This is a genomic window from Massilia terrae (assembly GCF_024753145.1).
GTDB lineage: Bacteria > Pseudomonadota > Gammaproteobacteria > Burkholderiales > Burkholderiaceae_D > Telluria > Telluria terrae.
The window spans coordinates 1,672,550-1,688,403 of the sequence record NZ_JANUGU010000001.1; the positions used below are offsets into that span (position 1 = coordinate 1,672,550).

The window sequence follows — 15,854 nt, forward strand, 5'->3', positions numbered from 1 at the left end:
CTTATGAGGGGTCAATTCTGGCTGAGTGGGGCAGCCGGTGATACATCGTTAAATGAAACCCGTCGTCCCCGCGAAGGCGGGGACCCATGCCGAGTTGGCGGGCCTGCGGCGCTAAACGTGCGGCCGGGCAAGCGGTCTATTGGTCCCCGCCTTCGTGGGGACGACGGCTTTTAAGCTAACCTATCAGCTTGCTTTTGCAATCCGCTGCCGTCGCGCCTCGTACAGGCACACGCCCGAGGCCACGGAAACGTTCAAGCTCTCCACCGACCCGAACATCGGAATGTTGACGAGCAAGTCACAAGTCTCACGGGTCAGGCGCCGCATGCCCTCGCCTTCCGACCCCATCACGAGCGCCGTCGGGCCGACGAAGTCCGCCTCGTACAGGCCCTTGTCGGCGTCGTCGGAGGTGCCGATCAGCCACACGCCGCGCTCTTTCAGCTCGCGCATGGTGCGCGCCAGGTTGGTCACGGTGATGTAGGGCACGCTTTCGGCCGCCCCGCTCGCGACCTTGGCGGCGGTGGCGTTCAGCCCCACCGCGCGGTCCTTCGGCACGATCACCGCGTGCGCGCCGGCGCCGTCGGCCACGCGCAGGCAGGCGCCCAGGTTGTGCGGGTCGGTGATGCCGTCGAGGATCAGCAGCAGCGGCGGACCTTCGATGGCGTCGAGCAGTTCATCCAGGTTGCGCGCCAGCGACAGCTGCGCCGCGAACGCGATCACGCCCTGGTGGCGGTGGGTTCCCACGATCTTGTCCAGGCGTGCCGATTCCACCGGCATCACCCGCACGCCGGCCGACTTGGCATTGGCGATCAGGTCCTGCATGCGGCGGTCGTTGCGCGACGCGTCGACGAAGATCTCTTCCACCGACGAGGCCTCGTGGCGCAGCCGCGAGGTCACCGCGTGGAACCCGAAAATCATTTTGTTCTTCATGTGTTACTTCTTCTTCCTGCTTGTTTTGGATGCGGTCTTGCGCGCCGGCTTGGGGGCGGCGGTTTTCTTCACGCTCTTCTTGGCCGGAGCGCTGGCGGGTTTGGCGCTGCGCGCGCGGCGCGGCGGCCTGGCGGATTCGACTTCCTCGTCGAACACCGGTTGGAAGCGCGACGGCGCCCCGGCCTTGGCCTTGCGACCGCGGCCGCCCGCCTGCGCCGGCGCCGCGGCAGCACCACCCACCGCTTGCTGGCTGGCGGCCAGCACCAGGTCGATCTTGCGCGCCTCCAGGTCGACGCGGGCGATCTGCACCACCACACGGTCGGTCAGGCCGAAGCGCTTGCCGGTGCGCTCGCCGCGCAGTTCATGGCGCGCCTCGTCGTACTGGAAGTAATCGCTGCCCAGCTCGGTGATGTGCACCAGGCCTTCCACATACAATTCTTCCAGCTGCACGAAGATGCCGAACGGCGTCACGCCGGCCACGACGCCGGTGAACTCCTCGCCCAGCTTGTCCTGCATGTAATAGCACTTGAGCCAGTTCTCGACGTCACGCGACGCTTCGTCGGCGCGGCGCTCGTTGGCCGAGCAGTGCACGCCCAGGGCGTCCCAGATGGTCTGCTCGCGCTCTTCGCGCTGCTTGCCTTGCGCGCGGTCCTTGGCGAGCTGCTTGCGCGCCGCGTTCGACAGCGTCGTGTTCAACTTGGACAGGTCGATGCCGGTCGGTTCGTAGCGGCGGCCCTGCAGGATCGCCTTGATCGCGCGGTGGGTCAGCAGGTCCGGGTAGCGGCGGATCGGGCTGGTGAAGTGGGCATAGGCCTCGTAGGCCAGGCCGAAGTGACCGATGTTGTCCGGGCTGTACACGGCTTGCTGCATCGAGCGCAGCAGCATGGTCTGCAGCAGTTGCGCGTCCGGACGCTCCTTGATCTGCTGCATCAGCGCGGCGTAGTCGCCCGCGGACGGGCTGGTGCCGCCCGCCAGGTTCAGGCCGGCCTGCTTGAGGAAGGTCCGCAGCTGGTTCAGCTTTTCTTCGCTCGGCGTGGCGTGGATCCGGAAGGTGCCCGGGTGCTTGTGGCGGATCAGCAGGTCGGCCGCGCAGACGTTGGCGGCCAGCATGCATTCCTCGATCAGGCGGTGCGCGTCGTTGCGGGTGCGCGGCAGGATCTTTTCGATCTTGCCCAGCTCATTGCAGACGATATAGGTCTCGGTGGTCTCGAAGTCGATCGCGCCCCGTTCCTGGCGGGCCTTCAGCAGCGCGTGGAACACCTCGTTCAGGTTCAGCAGCTGCGGCACGATCGGCGCGCGGCGCTTGGCTTCCTCCCCCTTCGGATTGGCCAGGATGTCGGCCACCGCGGTGTAGGTCAGGCGCGCAGCCGAGTGCATCACGGCCGGATAGAACTGGTAGGCGGTCACTTCGCCTTCGGCGCTGACGACCATGTCGCACACCAGCGTGAGGCGGTCGACGTGCGGGTTCAGCGAGCACAGGCCATTGGACAGCTTCTCCGGCAGCATCGGGATCACGCGGCGCGGGAAGTAGACCGAGGTGCTGCGTTCCAGCGCGTCATTGTCGAGCGCATCGCCGGGCTTGACGTAGTGGCTGACGTCGGCGATGCCGACCAGCAGGCGGTAGCCCTTCTTGCGGCCGATCTTGATCGGCTCGCAGTAGACGGCGTCGTCGAAGTCGCGCGCGTCCTCGCCGTCGATGGTCACCAGCGGCACGTCGCGCAGGTCGACCCGTTCGCCAATGTCTTCCTCACGCACTTCGGCCGGCAGCTTGGCGGCCTGCTTGAGCGCGGCGGGCGAGAAGATGTGCGGCACGCCGAACTTGCGCACGGCGATCTCGATCTCCATGCCGGGGTCATCCAGCTCGCCCAGCACCTCGACCACCTTGCCGGTCGGCTGCTGGAAGCGCGAAGGCTGCTCGATCAGCTCGACGCTGACCACCTGGCCGTCGCGCGCCTTGCCCGGCGAGCCGACCACCAGGATGTCGCGGCCGATGCGCTGGTCTTCCGGCGACACGATCCAGACGCCGCCCTCGTTCAGCAGGCGCCCGATGACGTGGGTGTTGCCACGCTCGACCACCTCGACGATCGCGCCTTCCGGCCGGCCGCGGCGGTCGGTGCCGGTGACGCGCGCGAGCACGCGGTCGCCATTGAGCACCTTCTGCATTTCTTTATCGCTGAGGAACAGGTCTTCGCTGCCGTCCTCCGCGATCAGGAAGCCGAAGCCGTCGCGGTGGGCGCTGACGCGGCCCGCGATGAAGCCGGAATGGTCGGCCAGCGCGTAGTGGCCGGTGACGTCCACGCGCAGCTGGCCGTCGCGCTCCATCGCGTTCAGGCGGCGCGTGAGCACATCCTGCGCAGCAGGCTTGACCTTGAGCGCGCGCGCGAGGGCCTGGAGTTCGAGCGAGCTGCCGTTGTCGCGAAACACGGCGAGGATCTCCTCGCGGCTTGGTATGGTATGGGTAGGTTGCTTCAAATCGTATTCTTTGTGTGGGCCGCGAACGGCAGGATTGACACCTTGACACGCGTAGTGTAACGGAGGACCGCATGATTCACCTAACTTACCGTGCTCGGGAATTTCGCGGCGGGTCTTTGACTTTTGAAAAGGTTCCGCTATAATCTCGGCCTCGGCAGCGATGCCGCGTAGTTTGAAGCAGTGCCCACGTGGCGGAATTGGTAGACGCGCATGGTTCAGGTCCATGTGCCGCGAGGTGTGGGGGTTCGAGTCCCTCCGTGGGCACCACTCTACCGGAGCAGCAACCGCAAGCAGCACCGTAGTATCGCAGTACCGGCAGTAAAACTGATGTAGTACCAGTGCCCACGTGGCGGAATTGGTAGACGCGCATGGTTCAGGTCCATGTGCCGCGAGGTGTGGGGGTTCGAGTCCCTCCGTGGGCACCACTCTACCGCAGCAGTTTTCCGCAGTTTTATTGCCGTTGTAGTGAATGGATTTAGTGCAGTGCCCACGTGGCGGAATTGGTAGACGCGCATGGTTCAGGTCCATGTGCCGCGAGGTGTGGGGGTTCGAGTCCCTCCGTGGGCACCAAATCTACCGGCTTGAACAGCCCGGCGCAAAACGCCGCAGTCTTTGCAAGAGGACTGCGGCGTTTTGCGTTCTGGCGCCTGTTGTTACGGCGCGGCCAGGTCTTCGAGGATCGGGCACTCCGAGCGGTCGTCGCCGTGGCAGGACGCGGCCAGGCGCTCCAGCGTGCCCCGCATCGATTGCAGCTCGGCGATCTTCTGGTTCAGCTCGTCGATATGGCGCTGCGCCAGCGCCCGCACATCGCTGCTGGAGCGCTGCTTGTCCTTCCACAGCGCAAGCAGGTCGCGGATCTGGTCCAGCGAAAAGCCCAGCGCGCGGCCGCGGTGAATAAATTGCAGCACCTGCACGTCTTGCCGGTTGTAGCGGCGGTAGTTCGATTCAGTGCGGCGCGCCTCGCCGATCAGGCCGATCGACTCGTAATGCCGGATCATCTTGGCCGACACGCCCGAGGCCTTGGCCGCCTCGCCGATGTTGAAATCCCGGATCGATTCTTGTACGCAGGACATGGCTGTGGCCCTTACAGTGTCAATACCTCAGCATACACCTTCCCATAATGGAAAGGTCAAACGCTTGACTTCGGGGCTGGCGGCGTTATGCTGAGTCTGCCATGAATTATCTGCTCCGACCGCTTGCCGCCGCCCTGCTCGTCCTGTGCGCCGGCCAATTGGCCGCCGAACCCGCGCCCTGGTACCAGTGGCGCAGCAAGATGGACGGGCGGCTGGCCTGCTCGCAGACCGCGCTCGGTCCCGGGTGGGACAAGGCGTCCGGACCCTATCAGGACAGCCATTGCCAGTATCGGAGCAAGCGGCAATAATCTATTGAAACGAACAGAACCGCCGTAGCCATTTTCCACCGAGGGGGACACGATGTTTACGAATCCGGAACAATTTGCTTCCGCCACCAAGACGCTGTTCGAACTCCAGACCCAGACGTTCAACGCGCTGGCCGACAAGGCAATGCAGGGCGTGCAGCAGGTCGTCGCGCTGAACCTGCAGACGGCCAGGAGTTCCGTCGAAGGCTCGCTGGCCGCCGGCAAGGCGCTGAGCCAGGCCAAGGATCCGCAGGAGGCGTTTGCCACCATGGCTTCGCGCGTGCAGGACGGCGTGGCCGGCGCCACGGCGCACGGCACGCAGCTCAAGCAGATCATCGAAGACATCCACACCGAGTTCCGCGACGCCGCCGACGCCCACGCGCGCGAGGCGAAGAACACGCTCACGGCGCTGATCCACGACGTGACGCAGAACGTGAAGCCGGGCTCGGAGAACGCGGTCGAGATTATCAAGACCGCGATCGACAACGCCTTCGCCGGCTATGAAAAGGCGACCCAGGCGACGCGCAAGGCCGTGGACGAGGTGGAAGCGCAGGTGGTCAAGGCCACTGCCCTCGTGACGCCGGGGATGGGCAAGGCCGGGAAGGCTGCGCAGGCGGAGAAGGAAACGGAGTAAACCGTTTTCGGGCTGCTGCTGGCTCGTTCGAGAGTGAACGTCGTTCCCGCGAAAGCGGGAACACCATTTCCTCTCCGAAGCCGCGCAGTTCGCGGCTACGTGACGCTCAATGGGGTCCCCGTTTTCACGGGGACGACGTTTTCTATTATGTCGACGCTGCTTACTTGGGCTCGATCCCCAGCAGCTCCTCCAGCCGCGTCATGGTCGCATCATCCTTGACCACCCCGCGCAGCCACTGGTGCAGCGGCTGCTCGCCCCACGCCGCCGCCTTGTCGGCCAGGTAGGCCACCGGGCTGTGCGGCTCGGTGCGGCGGAAGAACTCGGCCACGATGCGCAGCTGCGCCAGCGCCTGCGCGCGATTCTGGATCGGCCCCGCTGAAATCGCACGCGGCGAAGGCCCTTCTGAGCTATCGGCCTGTTCGCCCGCCCCGCCTTTCGGCATCGCCCCCGCTTCGCGCGCGAACGGCGTCACGAAATGGATCATGCCTTGCAGCGCCGATTTCGCGGCCGTAAAACTCGGCCCGTCCTGCCCAACCCGGTCATCGACGACCCGCTCAAGATCCGCCAGCGCTGCCGCGCAATGATCGAGATCGCGCACCATTCCCTCGTAAAACGCGCGCGAGCTGCGCCGGCTCGCCACTTCCAGCGCTTCCAGCTCCTCGCCGCCGCGCCCGCGCGCAGCGTCGAAATCCTTCATCGAATGACCGCCGGATTCCGTCACCGGAATCTCGATGATCATTTGCGGCACGCGCGCCACAACCCAATGCAGGTTGCCGATGCGCTGCTCGAAGCCTCCTTCGTCCGGCAGCGGATAGACGTGGTCCCAATAGCGCTCGCACAGCCCGCCGATCAGCAGCAGGCTGTCGCCCAGGCCGCGCAGCCCGTGCGTTTTCGCGCCCGCTTCCGCCAGCCACACCGCGAGCTGCAGATCCTTGCTGCGCTGTTCGATCAACTCGGCGCAACGCCTGGCGACAAACTTCCAGTCGGCCTCCTTGAGCGTGGTCACCCAGGCGCCCTGCTCCAGCGTCGGGTCGTCGGCGCGGCGCGCATTGGCGATGGCGTCCAGCTCCGGCGAGAACGACATATCTTCGCCGCAGGGCAGCGCTTCGCCGATCGGATTGAGAAGCTGATCGATGTCGAGCATGCGCCTCTCCCTAAGCCGATTCAACGGCGTACTTGAACTTGCCGGCCTTGGTCGCGCCCACCTTGATGCGCGCGATCGCGCCACCTTCGGCCATCCTGGCAAGCACCGTATCGGCGATCTCGGGCAGCATGGTCCCGTTGAGGATGTTGTCGACGTTGCGCGCGCCGGAATCAAGCTCGGTGCAGCGGGCCAGCACGGCGTTGACCAGCGCATCGTCGTAATCGAATTGCGCCTGGTGGTTGTCTGCCACGCGCTGCCGGATGCGTTCCAGCTTGAGCCGGATGATGTTGGACAGGACCTCGTCATCGATCGGATAGAACGGCACCACGGCCAACCGGCCGAGGAAGGCGGGCTTGAACTGCTTCATCAAGCAAGGCCGCACCAGCTCCGCCAGCTGCTCCGGAGCCGGCCGTTCGGATGCGGGCTTGTTCAGGCAGGCCTGCATGATCTGGCTCGACGCCACGTTCGAAGTCAGGATGATGACCGCGTTGCGAAAATCGATCTGGCGGCCTTCGGCGTCGTCCATCACGCCCTTGTCGAACACCTGGAAGAACAGTTCGAGCACGTCGCCGTGTGCCTTTTCGACCTCGTCCAGCAGGACCACGCTGTAGGGATTGCGCCGCACGGCCTCGGTCAGCACGCCGCCTTCGCCGTAGCCGACGTAGCCCGGCGGCGAACCCTTCAGGCCGGACACGCTGTGCGCCTCCTGGTATTCGCTCATATTGATGGTGATGAGCTTGCGCTCGCCGCCATACAGCAGGTCGGCCAGCGCGAGGGCCGTCTCGGTCTTGCCGACGCCGGAGGTGCCGACGAACAGGAACACGCCTTTCGGCTTGTTCGGGTCGTCGAGGTTGGCGCGCGCGGTGCGCACGCGCTGGGCCACGGCGGCCGTCGCGTGCTGCTGGCCGAGGATACGTTCTTCCAGCAGCCCTTCCAGGTTCATCACCGTCCTGATCTCGTCCTTCACCATGCGGCCGAGCGGGATGCCGGTCCAGCTGGCGACGATCGCGGCCACCGCGTGGCCGTCCACCTGCACCGGCACCAGCGGCGCTTCGCCCTGCACCGTGCGCAGTTCTTCCATCAGCGCGGCCAGCGACCCGCGATCGGCATCCGGCTCGCCCGCTTCGAGGCGCGCGCGCAGCTCCTTGATACGGTTGACGACGGCCCGTTCGCTTTCCCAGCGCTGCTGCAGGCGTTGGCATTCCTCGTTCACGCCGGTGCGTTCGATGCGCAAGCGCCGCAACTCGTCGGCATGGCTGGCGCCGGATGCTTCTTCCCGCATCAGCGCGGCGATCCGGGCGTCGATCCGTTCGAGCTTGCGCATGCCGCCTTCCAGCAGCGCCGGCGTCGCATCCTGGCCCAGCGCGACCTTGGCGCAAGCCGTATCGAGCACGCTGATCGCCTTGTCCGGCAGCTGTCGGCCGCTGATATAGCGGTGCGAGAGGCGCACGGCTTCCCGGATCGCCTCGTCGTAGATGCGGACCTTGAAGTGCTGCTCCATCAGGGGCGCCATCCCGCGCAGCATCGCGCACGCGGTCTCCTCGTCGGGCTCCTCGACCTTCACCACCTGGAAGCGGCGCGCCAGCGCGGCATCCTTCTCGAAATACTTCTTGTATTCGCCCCAGGTGGTCGCCGCGATAGTGCGCAGTTCGCCGCGCGCGAGCGCCGGCTTGAGCAGGTTGGCGGCGTCGTTCTGTCCCGCCGCGCCGCCGGCGCCGATCATGGTGTGCGCCTCGTCGATGAACAGGATGATGGCGTGCGGGCTTCTCTTCACCTCGTCGATCACGTTCTTCAGGCGGCTCTCGAATTCACCCTTGACGCTGGCGCCAGCCTGCAGCAGGCCCATGTCGAGGGTGTGGATCTCGACGCCGCACAGCACCTCCGGGACATCGCCGCTGGCGATTCGCAGGGCAAGCCCTTCGACCACCGCGGTCTTGCCGACGCCCGCTTCGCCGGTCAGGATCGGATTGTTCTGGCGCCGCCGCATCAGGATGTCGATGGCCTGCCGGATCTCGGGGTCGCGGCCGATCACCGGATCGACCTTGCCTTCGCGGGCGCGCTGGGTCAGGCAAGTGGTGAACTGGTCCAGTGCCGGCGTTTTCAGAGGAGCTTGCGCTTCCAGCTCGGTGACCGGGTCGGAGGACGGCGTGTCCCGCACCGTCCGCGTCGTCGCCTCATCCGATCCGCGCGTGAGTTTGTCGAAGTCGTGCTTGAGCCGGTCGAGCGGATACTTCGAAAACAGCTTTGACGCGCGCTGCGCGAGCTGCGCCAGGTCCGGTTCGTTGAGCAGTGCCTGCAGAAGGTGTCCGCTGCGGATCTGCTGCGGCTGGCCGCCTCCGAGCGAGGCGATCAGCCATGCATGTTCGAACAGCGTCGGCAGGTGCTTCGAGAAGACCGGCGTGCGTCCGCTTCCTGCGGCAAAGCGCGCGATTTCCTTGCGCAGGTCCGTTTCGAGCCCGGTGGCGCTGATGTCGCAATGACGCGTGATGGTCACGAAGTCGCTGCCCGGCTGTTCGAGCAAGGCCAGGAACAGGTGCTCAACATCGACCTCGTACTGCCCGAGGCCGACGCAGATATTCGCCGCACGCGTCGCCGCAGCGCGGGTGGTGTCATTGAGCTTGCCGATCAGGGTTTTAAGATTGATGTCCATGGGCTCACCTCTCTCATCAAATTTTTCCCAAGCTGCGCTGACGCACGCCTCGCACGATCGAATAGCGCAATGACGACGGTTGCAGCACGGCGTTGAAATTGACCGTTTCGCCGTTTTCGCCGACAAGCAGCTTGGCGTTGATCGCGATGTGCAGGCGGTTGATGCTTCCACCCGATGGCTCCAGCGTGGCGCATACCTGCGTCAGCCGCGGCTCGTGGGTTTCGATCGCAAGCTTCAGGCTGGCGCAGATGGCCTCCCGGTCCTCGCTGCTGGTCAGGCACATCCCCGCGAAATCGGCCAGGCCGTAATTGAGTACCGAGCCGCGCGCACGCGGATGGGCGTCGAACCAGCGCGGCATTGCGCGGGTGTTGAGCAGCGCTTCAAGGTCGCGGGCAATGAGATCCTTAACCTGGTCGAGCGTCATCCGGCCATCGGCTTCCGCGGCGGCACCCATCAGCCGATCCAGCAAGCCAGGCGTGAATCCTTTCATCGCCGCTTCCAAAAAATACCGCGGCCCGAAGCCGCGGCATCATCGCCAAACCAGCCGTTCAGACGATCTTGTTGGTCGCCAGGTCCCAGCCGCCCGAGGTATTGCCGCCGGCGCCGCCGCTGACCTTCTGCTGGGTGTACATGTACTTCACCTTCGAGAACTTCAGGCCGACGTTCTCCTGCATGAAGTCGCCCTCGCTGACCGACGGCGAGACGTCGCCGATCAGGACGTTCTCGAGCTGGACCTCGAAGTACTTGACGCGCTCGCCGTTGCCGTCCGCGCGCATGAATTCCAGCTTCGCCTTCGGGATCGTCTTGCCCGCAGCGCAGGTCTGGAGCAGGATCGGGGTCGCGAGGTCGGCCATCTTGGTGATCACCACTTCGCTCATCTCGACCCGCTCGGCGGTGTGGCCGCCGCCGGTCGATGCGGTCGCGGACTTGGGCTGGCTCACGCTCCATTGCACCGATTTGCACTCGATCCAGTCCTTGTGCTTGTCGTCCATCGACTCACCCTTGATGCCATCGATTTGCAGGTACACGTCAATTGCCATTTCTTACTCCTGGTTCGGGTTGGAAGAGGTTAGTTCTTGGTCGATTGGGGCAGCTCCGCGACCAATCGGAGCGATACGGACAATTCATCGAGCTGGAAGTGCGGACGCAGGAAGGACACCGCGCGGTACACGCCGGGGCGGCCCGGCACTTCGGACACCTGCACGCTCGCTTCGCGCAGCGGGAACTGCGCCTTCTGTTCCTGGCTTGCGTTATCGTCGAGGAGCACGTACTGCGTCAGCCAGCGATTGAGGTAGTCCTCGACGTTCGACGCCGCCGCGAAGCTGCCGACCTTATCGCGCATCATGGCCTTCATGTAGTGGGCGATCCGCGAGACCGCGAAGATGTATTGCAGCTGCGATGACAGCACGGCGTTCGCGTTGGCCGCCTCGTTGGCGTACTTCTTCGCCTTTTGCGCCGACTGCGCGCCGAAGAAAGCCGCGTACGAGGTGTTCTTGCAGTGGACCAGGGAGATGAAGCCAAGGTCCGACAGCTCCTTTTCGCGCCTGTCGGTGATCGCCAGCTCGGTCGGGCACTTGAGAGCCACCTCGCCCTCGTCGGTCTTGAAGGTGTGCGCCGGCAGGTTCTCGACCAGGCCGCCGCCTTCGACGCCGCGGATCGCCGCGCACCAGCCATAGTCCTCGAAAGCGCGCGTGAGCTTGGCGCCGAAGGCGTAGGCGGCGTTACACCACAGGTACTTCTGGTGGTCGGTGCCGTCGACGTCCTCGACGAAATTGAAGCCTTCGGTGGTGATGCCATCGACCGGATTGAATGGCAGGCGGCCGAGGAAGCGCGGCAGCGCCAGGCCGACGTAGCGCGCGTCCTCCGATTCGCGGAAGCCCTTCCACTTGGCGTATTCGACGGTGTCGAAGACCTTGGCCAGGTCGCGCGGCTTGCCCAGCTCACTGAAGCTGTCGACGCCGAACAGCTCCGGCGCGGCCGAGGTGATGAAAGGCGCATGCGCGGCGGCGGCGACGTGCGACATCTGCTCCAGGAAGTAGACATCCTCGGGCTGGCGCGTGATCTCGAAATCGCCGAGCAGCGCGCCATACGGGGCGCCGCCAAACGTTCCGAATTCCTCTTCGTAGACCTTCTTGAAGATGACGCTCTGGTCGAATTCAAGCGCCGACTGGAAGTCCTTCACCAGCTCGCGCTTGGTCGCGTTGAGCATGCGGATCTGCAGGTTGGCGCTGGTGGTGGAGTTCTTGACCAGGTAGTGCAGCCCGGTCCAGCTGCGTTCGAGCTTCTGGAATTCGGGCGCATGCATCACGGCCGACAGCTGCGCCGAGATCATGCGGTCCAGCTCCGCCAGCCGCGCGTCGAGCGTGACCGACAGGTTGGCCGACATGACCATGGTCCCTTCCATCACCTGCGTCACCAGCTCGGAGATGATGTCGCGCGCGCGCTCCTTTTCGCCGCTCGACTTGGCCACCCTGCTTTGCTCGACGATCTGGTCAAGCAGCGAGGTGTCCAGTTCGACCGCGGGCTTGTCCGCCGCTTCCAGCATGGCCGCCATGTCATTTCTCCTTGTTCGCCTTGCGCAGGCTGTCGAGCTTTTCGGTGTTCGACAGCACTTCGCTGAGGATGTCTTCGAGCTTGTCGTTCCCGGCCAGCTTGTTGCGCAGGTCGGCCAGCTTCGAGCGGGCTTCGAGCAGCCCCTTGAGCGGCGCGACCTGCTGCACGATGGACTCGGGCCGGAAGTCGTCCATCTGCCGGAACTGCAGCTGGACCGCGAATTCGCCGCCTTCCGGCGACAGGTGACTCTCGACGCGGAAGTTGGCAACCGGGGCCACGCCGGCCAGCACTTCGTCGAAATTGCTGGCGTCGACGTTGACGAAGTTACGGTCCTTGAGGCGTTTCTTCCCGGCGGCCGGGTCGTTCCCGAAGTCGCCGACCACGCCAAGCACGAAGGGCAGCTCCTTGTTCTCGATCGCGTCGCCGATCTCGACGTCGTAGGTCATCTGCACACGCGGCGCGCGCACTTTCTGCAGGCGCTTCTGCACGCTTTCACTCTTAGCCATGTCGTCTCCTGGTTTCAGGTCGGGTCACTTGAGCGCGCCGAAGGGATCGCTGCTGGCGGCGGGGCGCGCCTGGGCGGCGGCGGTGCGCTTGGGCGCTTCCTTGCCGTGTGCGATGCTGCGCGTGGTCTGTTCCGGCACCAGCTCCTTCTCGCCCAGCGCGCTGCGCAGCAGCTTGGCCAGGTCCTGTGCTTCGCTGCGCACGGGGCCGGACAGGTTGTTGGTCTGGGTGAGGTCGGCGAGCGCCTTGCTCGACACCCGCAGGCCGGAAACGGCGACAATGCTGTTGGCCAGCGTGTCGTTGGGATCACGTGCCAGCGCTTCAAGCGCGTTGACGATCGCTTCGCCGTAGTCTTTGGTATCGTAGCGGATCTGGGCCATACGCAGCCAGGGCGCTTTCTCGGCAGGATAAGCGCTGCCGGCGCCCTTGAGGACCGTGAACGCCTGGTCGCTCTTGCCGATCATGAGGGCGGCGTCGGCTTCGGACATCATCGCCGCCATCGTCTGCGGCTTGGACGGCTGGCCGCCGGTGGCGCACGCGGCCAGGACGGCCACGCAGAGGAAACTGGGAATCACGCGCTGGAAGATCATGCCATCTCTCCGGTAACGTTTTGACCAGAGGCCATTATTCGGCAAGCCTTCCGCAACAAATTGCGTGTTATCAATTGACTGCGATTTCTTTCGCTTTGAGCTCTTTCATATCAAGCATTGCGCCTGCTCAGGGGGCCCGGCGCGGGCTGCGCTAAGGTCGGGACTGGGATTTACCAATGGCAAGGGGAATCCGATGCGCATACGAACAATTTTCGCGATCAGCTGTTCGCTAGCAACGATTGGATGCGCCGGCCTGCGCGAGCCTCCCGCGCTGCCGGAGGCGCTGCAGGCGCCGCGCCATGTCGCGCTGCACCTGCAGGCGGCGCCACGGCTGAACGTCAGCGCCGACGGACAATCGCTGGCCCTCGTGGTTCGCATCTATAAATTGCGCCAGCTCAGTGCATTTGACAGCGCCCCGTTCGCGGCCTTCCTTGATCCGGGCAGCGAAAAGCAGGCGCTGGGCGCGGACCTGGTCGAGGCCAGGGAGGTGACGCTGGTGCCGGGGCAGCAGATCGACCTGGATGAGACGGTCTCGCGCGAGGCAGGCTACATCGGCGTGGCCGCCCTGTTCCGTGCACCGGCCGCACAACGCTGGCGCGTGGCCTTCCCCGCAGCCGAGGCGGAACGGAACGGCGTCACGGTCGGCCTGCTGGCCTGCGCGCTGTCCGCCGGCAGCGGCGCGAAGGCAATTTCGGGCCCCGCGACGATGATGTCATCTGTGCACTGTCAATGACGCACATACGATTTCCTTCAAGCTAGAGATTTCGGGAAAGCGAGGAGTGAATGTGAGCATTCCATCGAAGGTGCTGTGGAGCGAGGGACTGTTCCTGCGGCCGCAGCACTTCCAGCAGCAGGACCGCTACCACGAGGCGCGCCTGAACCAGACGGCGCGCGCGCTGCATCCGTATTCCTGGGGCGTGCGCAGGCTGGCGATCGACCACGAGGCGCTGCGTTCGGACGTGCTGCGCGTCGACGAGCTGTCGGTGATCTTCGCGGACGGCGAGGTGTACCGCGCGCCGGCCAGCGATATGCTGCCGCTGCAGGTTCGGCTGTCGGAGCTGGCGCCCGGCGTGCAGTCGGTGACCTACCACGTCGCCCTGCCCGCGCTGAAGGCGCATGGCGACAACTGCGGTGCCTCGCCCGAGACCAGCTTCGATACGCGCTACGTACAGCAGGAGCGCGACACCCACGACCTGTTCACGCGCGCGGCCGAGGCGCCGGTCAGCTACCTGAAGAAAACGGTGCGGCTGGTGTCCGAGCTCGATCCGCTCGAATCCTTCGACAGCTTCCCGCTGGTGCGACTGCGGCGCGTCGCCACCGGCGGCTTCGAAGTCGATCCTTCGTTCACGCCGCCATCGGTGACGATCGAAGGCGCACCGGGCCTGCACACCCGGCTCGCGCGGCTGATGGAGAAGCTGCTGGCGAAGGTGAATGCGCTGTACGGCCACCAGCGCGAACCAAGCAAGAACGTAGTCGAGATCCGCGCCGGCGACATGTCGTCGTTCTGGCTGCTGCACACGGCCAGCACGGGGTACGCGGCGCTGACGCAGTACCTGAATCATCCGGAACTGCATCCGGAGCGCCTGTTCGCCGAGCTGCTGACGCTCGCCGGAGGCCTGATGACCTACTCGCGCAGCATACGGCTGGAAGACCTGCCGGCGTATGAACACGCGGATCCCGGCCCGGCGTTCGCGCGCATCGACGACATCATCCGCACGCTGCTCGACACGGTGATCTCGTCCAAGTACTTCGCGATCACGCTGCGCAACGAGCGGCCATCGTTCCATCTTGGAGCGCTGGATTCGGACCGGATCGACGCGCAGACGACGCTGTATCTCGCGGTGTCGGCGGACATGCCGGCGCTGCAGATGGTGGACGTGGTACCGCTCCGCTTCAAGGTGGGTTCCCCGGAAGACGTGGACAAGTTCGTGCTGTCGGCCATGCCGGGCGTGAAGCTGGTGCATGCCCCCCAGGTGCCGGCAGCGATCCCGATCCGGCCGGGCGCGCTGTACTTCGCGCTCGAAAGCAAGGGCACCCTTTATGAAAACATGTTGAAGGCGCAGGCCATCTCGATCTTCGTGCCAAACGGGATCCGCGACCTGAAACTCGAACTGATTGCGATCGCAGCATGAGCACATCCAAACATATCGAACGGCGCGCGGCCCAGGATCCGGCACGCGCGGCAAGCGGCGCCGGTCCGCGGAACCTGGTCGACCTGATGTATGAGGGCTTCTATGCGCTGTTCATGCTGAAAAACGGCGCCAGTCCCTTTGACAAGGACGCGTTCGCCGACCACATGACGCGCTTCCTCGGCGACGTCGACCGGCAGGCGAAGCAGCTCGGCATCGGCGCGGATGACGTGACGGCAGCGAAGTACGCGTTCTGCGCGGCGGTGGACGAGATCGTGCTGGCGTCGCAGCACGATATCCGCGAATCGTGGGAGACCCGGCCATTGCAGCTGCGCGTATTCGGCGACCAACTGGCGGGGGAGCACTTCTTCAACCGGCTGGAGGACCTGCGCGCCAGGGGTAGTGTGCATCTGCAGGCGCTGGAGGTATTCCATATGTGCCTGCTGCTCGGCTTCCAGGGACGGTTCGCGCTCGACGCGCCGGACAAGCTGAACTACCTGACCGCGCGGCTGGGCGAGGAGATCGCGCGCATGCACGGCAAGGCACGCGGGTTCGCACCGCATGCGGAACGGCCGGACCAGATCGTCAATCGGCTGCGCAGCGATTTGTCCTTGTGGGCGCTGGCGTCGGTGTTTGCGTTGGCGGGGCTGTCGGCGTACCTGGGGTTTCGAGCGAGCCTGGCGCACAATACCAATGCCGCGATGGCCAAGTACAACGATGTGGTGAAGATGCCGCCGAGGGCTGTGAATGTGACGGTGACGTTGCCGTGATGTTGCGTAGGTGGCGGGTGGGCCCGCGATATGGGAGTTAGAAGCCAACTCAAATACATGGAGAACGTCGTTCCCTATACGTCGTGAGACGATATGATTTCCG

General features: G+C 65.1%; 15 protein-coding genes and 3 tRNA genes. 8 read left to right on the forward strand and 10 right to left on the reverse strand.

Annotated elements, in window-relative coordinates; translation table 11 throughout:
- Window positions 1-183: 183 nt before the first annotated feature.
- On the reverse strand, window positions 184-927 hold the full coding sequence (gene rlmB, locus NX778_RS07190; protein WP_258810987.1) for a 23S rRNA (guanosine(2251)-2'-O)-methyltransferase RlmB: 744 nt from the start codon (window positions 925-927) through the stop codon (window positions 184-186).
- Between the two features lie 3 nt (window positions 928-930).
- Window positions 931-3,399, reverse strand: a complete 2,469-nt coding sequence (rnr, locus tag NX778_RS07195; RefSeq protein WP_258810988.1) for a ribonuclease R — start codon at window positions 3,397-3,399, stop codon at window positions 931-933.
- Between the two features lie 182 nt (window positions 3,400-3,581).
- Here rnr and NX778_RS07200 point away from each other — a divergent pair.
- The 3 genes from NX778_RS07200 (at window position 3,582) to NX778_RS07210 (ending at window position 3,969) form a co-directional block, all read left to right on the forward strand.
- Window positions 3,582-3,666, forward strand: a tRNA-Leu gene (locus tag NX778_RS07200).
- A 73-nt stretch (window positions 3,667-3,739) separates the two neighbouring features.
- Window positions 3,740-3,824, forward strand: a tRNA-Leu gene (locus NX778_RS07205).
- 60 nt (window positions 3,825-3,884) lie between these two features.
- A tRNA-Leu gene (locus NX778_RS07210) sits at window positions 3,885-3,969 on the forward strand.
- Window positions 3,970-4,052: 83 nt separating this feature from the next.
- On the opposite strand, the gene cueR is transcribed toward NX778_RS07210, so the two are convergent.
- A complete protein-coding gene (gene cueR / locus NX778_RS07215) occupies window positions 4,053-4,472 on the reverse strand; it encodes a Cu(I)-responsive transcriptional regulator (protein WP_258810989.1) in 420 nt (139 codons plus the stop codon).
- A gap of 101 nt (window positions 4,473-4,573) precedes the next feature.
- Here cueR and NX778_RS07220 point away from each other — a divergent pair, with 101 nt between their 5' ends.
- Both NX778_RS07220 and NX778_RS07225 read left to right on the forward strand, forming a co-directional pair.
- A complete protein-coding gene (locus tag NX778_RS07220; RefSeq protein ID WP_258810990.1) occupies window positions 4,574-4,780 on the forward strand; it encodes a hypothetical protein in 207 nt (68 codons plus the stop codon).
- Window positions 4,781-4,832: 52 nt separating this feature from the next.
- A complete protein-coding gene (locus tag NX778_RS07225; protein ID WP_258810991.1) occupies window positions 4,833-5,411 on the forward strand; it encodes a phasin family protein in 579 nt (192 codons plus the stop codon).
- A gap of 160 nt (window positions 5,412-5,571) precedes the next feature.
- On the opposite strand, the gene tssA is transcribed toward NX778_RS07225, so the two are convergent.
- From tssA to NX778_RS07260, 7 genes are read right to left on the reverse strand one after another with little or no spacing between them, the layout of a single operon-like run.
- Complete coding sequence (gene tssA, locus NX778_RS07230) at window positions 5,572-6,555, reverse strand: type VI secretion system protein TssA (protein WP_258810992.1); 984 nt, start codon at window positions 6,553-6,555, stop codon at window positions 5,572-5,574.
- Between the two features lie 10 nt (window positions 6,556-6,565).
- Entirely contained in the window at window positions 6,566-9,205 is a 2,640-nt protein-coding gene (tssH, locus tag NX778_RS07235; RefSeq protein WP_258810993.1) for a type VI secretion system ATPase TssH, read from the reverse strand.
- A gap of 16 nt (window positions 9,206-9,221) precedes the next feature.
- Window positions 9,222-9,695, reverse strand: coding sequence for a type VI secretion system baseplate subunit TssE (tssE, locus tag NX778_RS07240; RefSeq protein WP_258810994.1), 474 nt, complete (start codon window positions 9,693-9,695; stop codon window positions 9,222-9,224).
- Window positions 9,696-9,753: 58 nt separating this feature from the next.
- Entirely contained in the window at window positions 9,754-10,245 is a 492-nt protein-coding gene (locus NX778_RS07245; protein ID WP_258810995.1) for an Hcp family type VI secretion system effector, read from the reverse strand.
- Window positions 10,246-10,274: 29 nt separating this feature from the next.
- Window positions 10,275-11,759: a type VI secretion system contractile sheath large subunit gene (tssC, locus tag NX778_RS07250; protein WP_258810996.1), complete on the reverse strand. Its 1,485-nt coding sequence runs from the start codon at window positions 11,757-11,759 to the stop codon at window positions 10,275-10,277.
- 1 nt (window position 11,760) lies between these two features.
- Window positions 11,761-12,264: a type VI secretion system contractile sheath small subunit gene (tssB, locus tag NX778_RS07255; RefSeq protein ID WP_258810997.1), complete on the reverse strand. Its 504-nt coding sequence runs from the start codon at window positions 12,262-12,264 to the stop codon at window positions 11,761-11,763.
- A 24-nt stretch (window positions 12,265-12,288) separates the two neighbouring features.
- A complete protein-coding gene (locus NX778_RS07260) occupies window positions 12,289-12,852 on the reverse strand; it encodes a tetratricopeptide repeat protein (RefSeq protein ID WP_258810998.1) in 564 nt (187 codons plus the stop codon).
- Window positions 12,853-13,045: 193 nt separating this feature from the next.
- Here NX778_RS07260 and tssJ point away from each other — a divergent pair, with 193 nt between their 5' ends.
- From tssJ to icmH, 3 genes are read left to right on the forward strand one after another with little or no spacing between them, the layout of a single operon-like run.
- Complete coding sequence (tssJ, locus tag NX778_RS07265; protein WP_258810999.1) at window positions 13,046-13,585, forward strand: type VI secretion system lipoprotein TssJ; 540 nt, start codon at window positions 13,046-13,048, stop codon at window positions 13,583-13,585.
- A 52-nt stretch (window positions 13,586-13,637) separates the two neighbouring features.
- Window positions 13,638-14,984, forward strand: a complete 1,347-nt coding sequence (gene tssK, locus NX778_RS07270) for a type VI secretion system baseplate subunit TssK (protein WP_258811000.1) — start codon at window positions 13,638-13,640, stop codon at window positions 14,982-14,984.
- Entirely contained in the window at window positions 14,981-15,751 is a 771-nt protein-coding gene (gene icmH / locus NX778_RS07275) for a type IVB secretion system protein IcmH/DotU (RefSeq protein ID WP_258811001.1), read from the forward strand. The genes tssK and icmH overlap by 4 nt, the downstream gene beginning before the upstream one ends.
- Window positions 15,752-15,854: the final 103 nt, after the last annotated feature.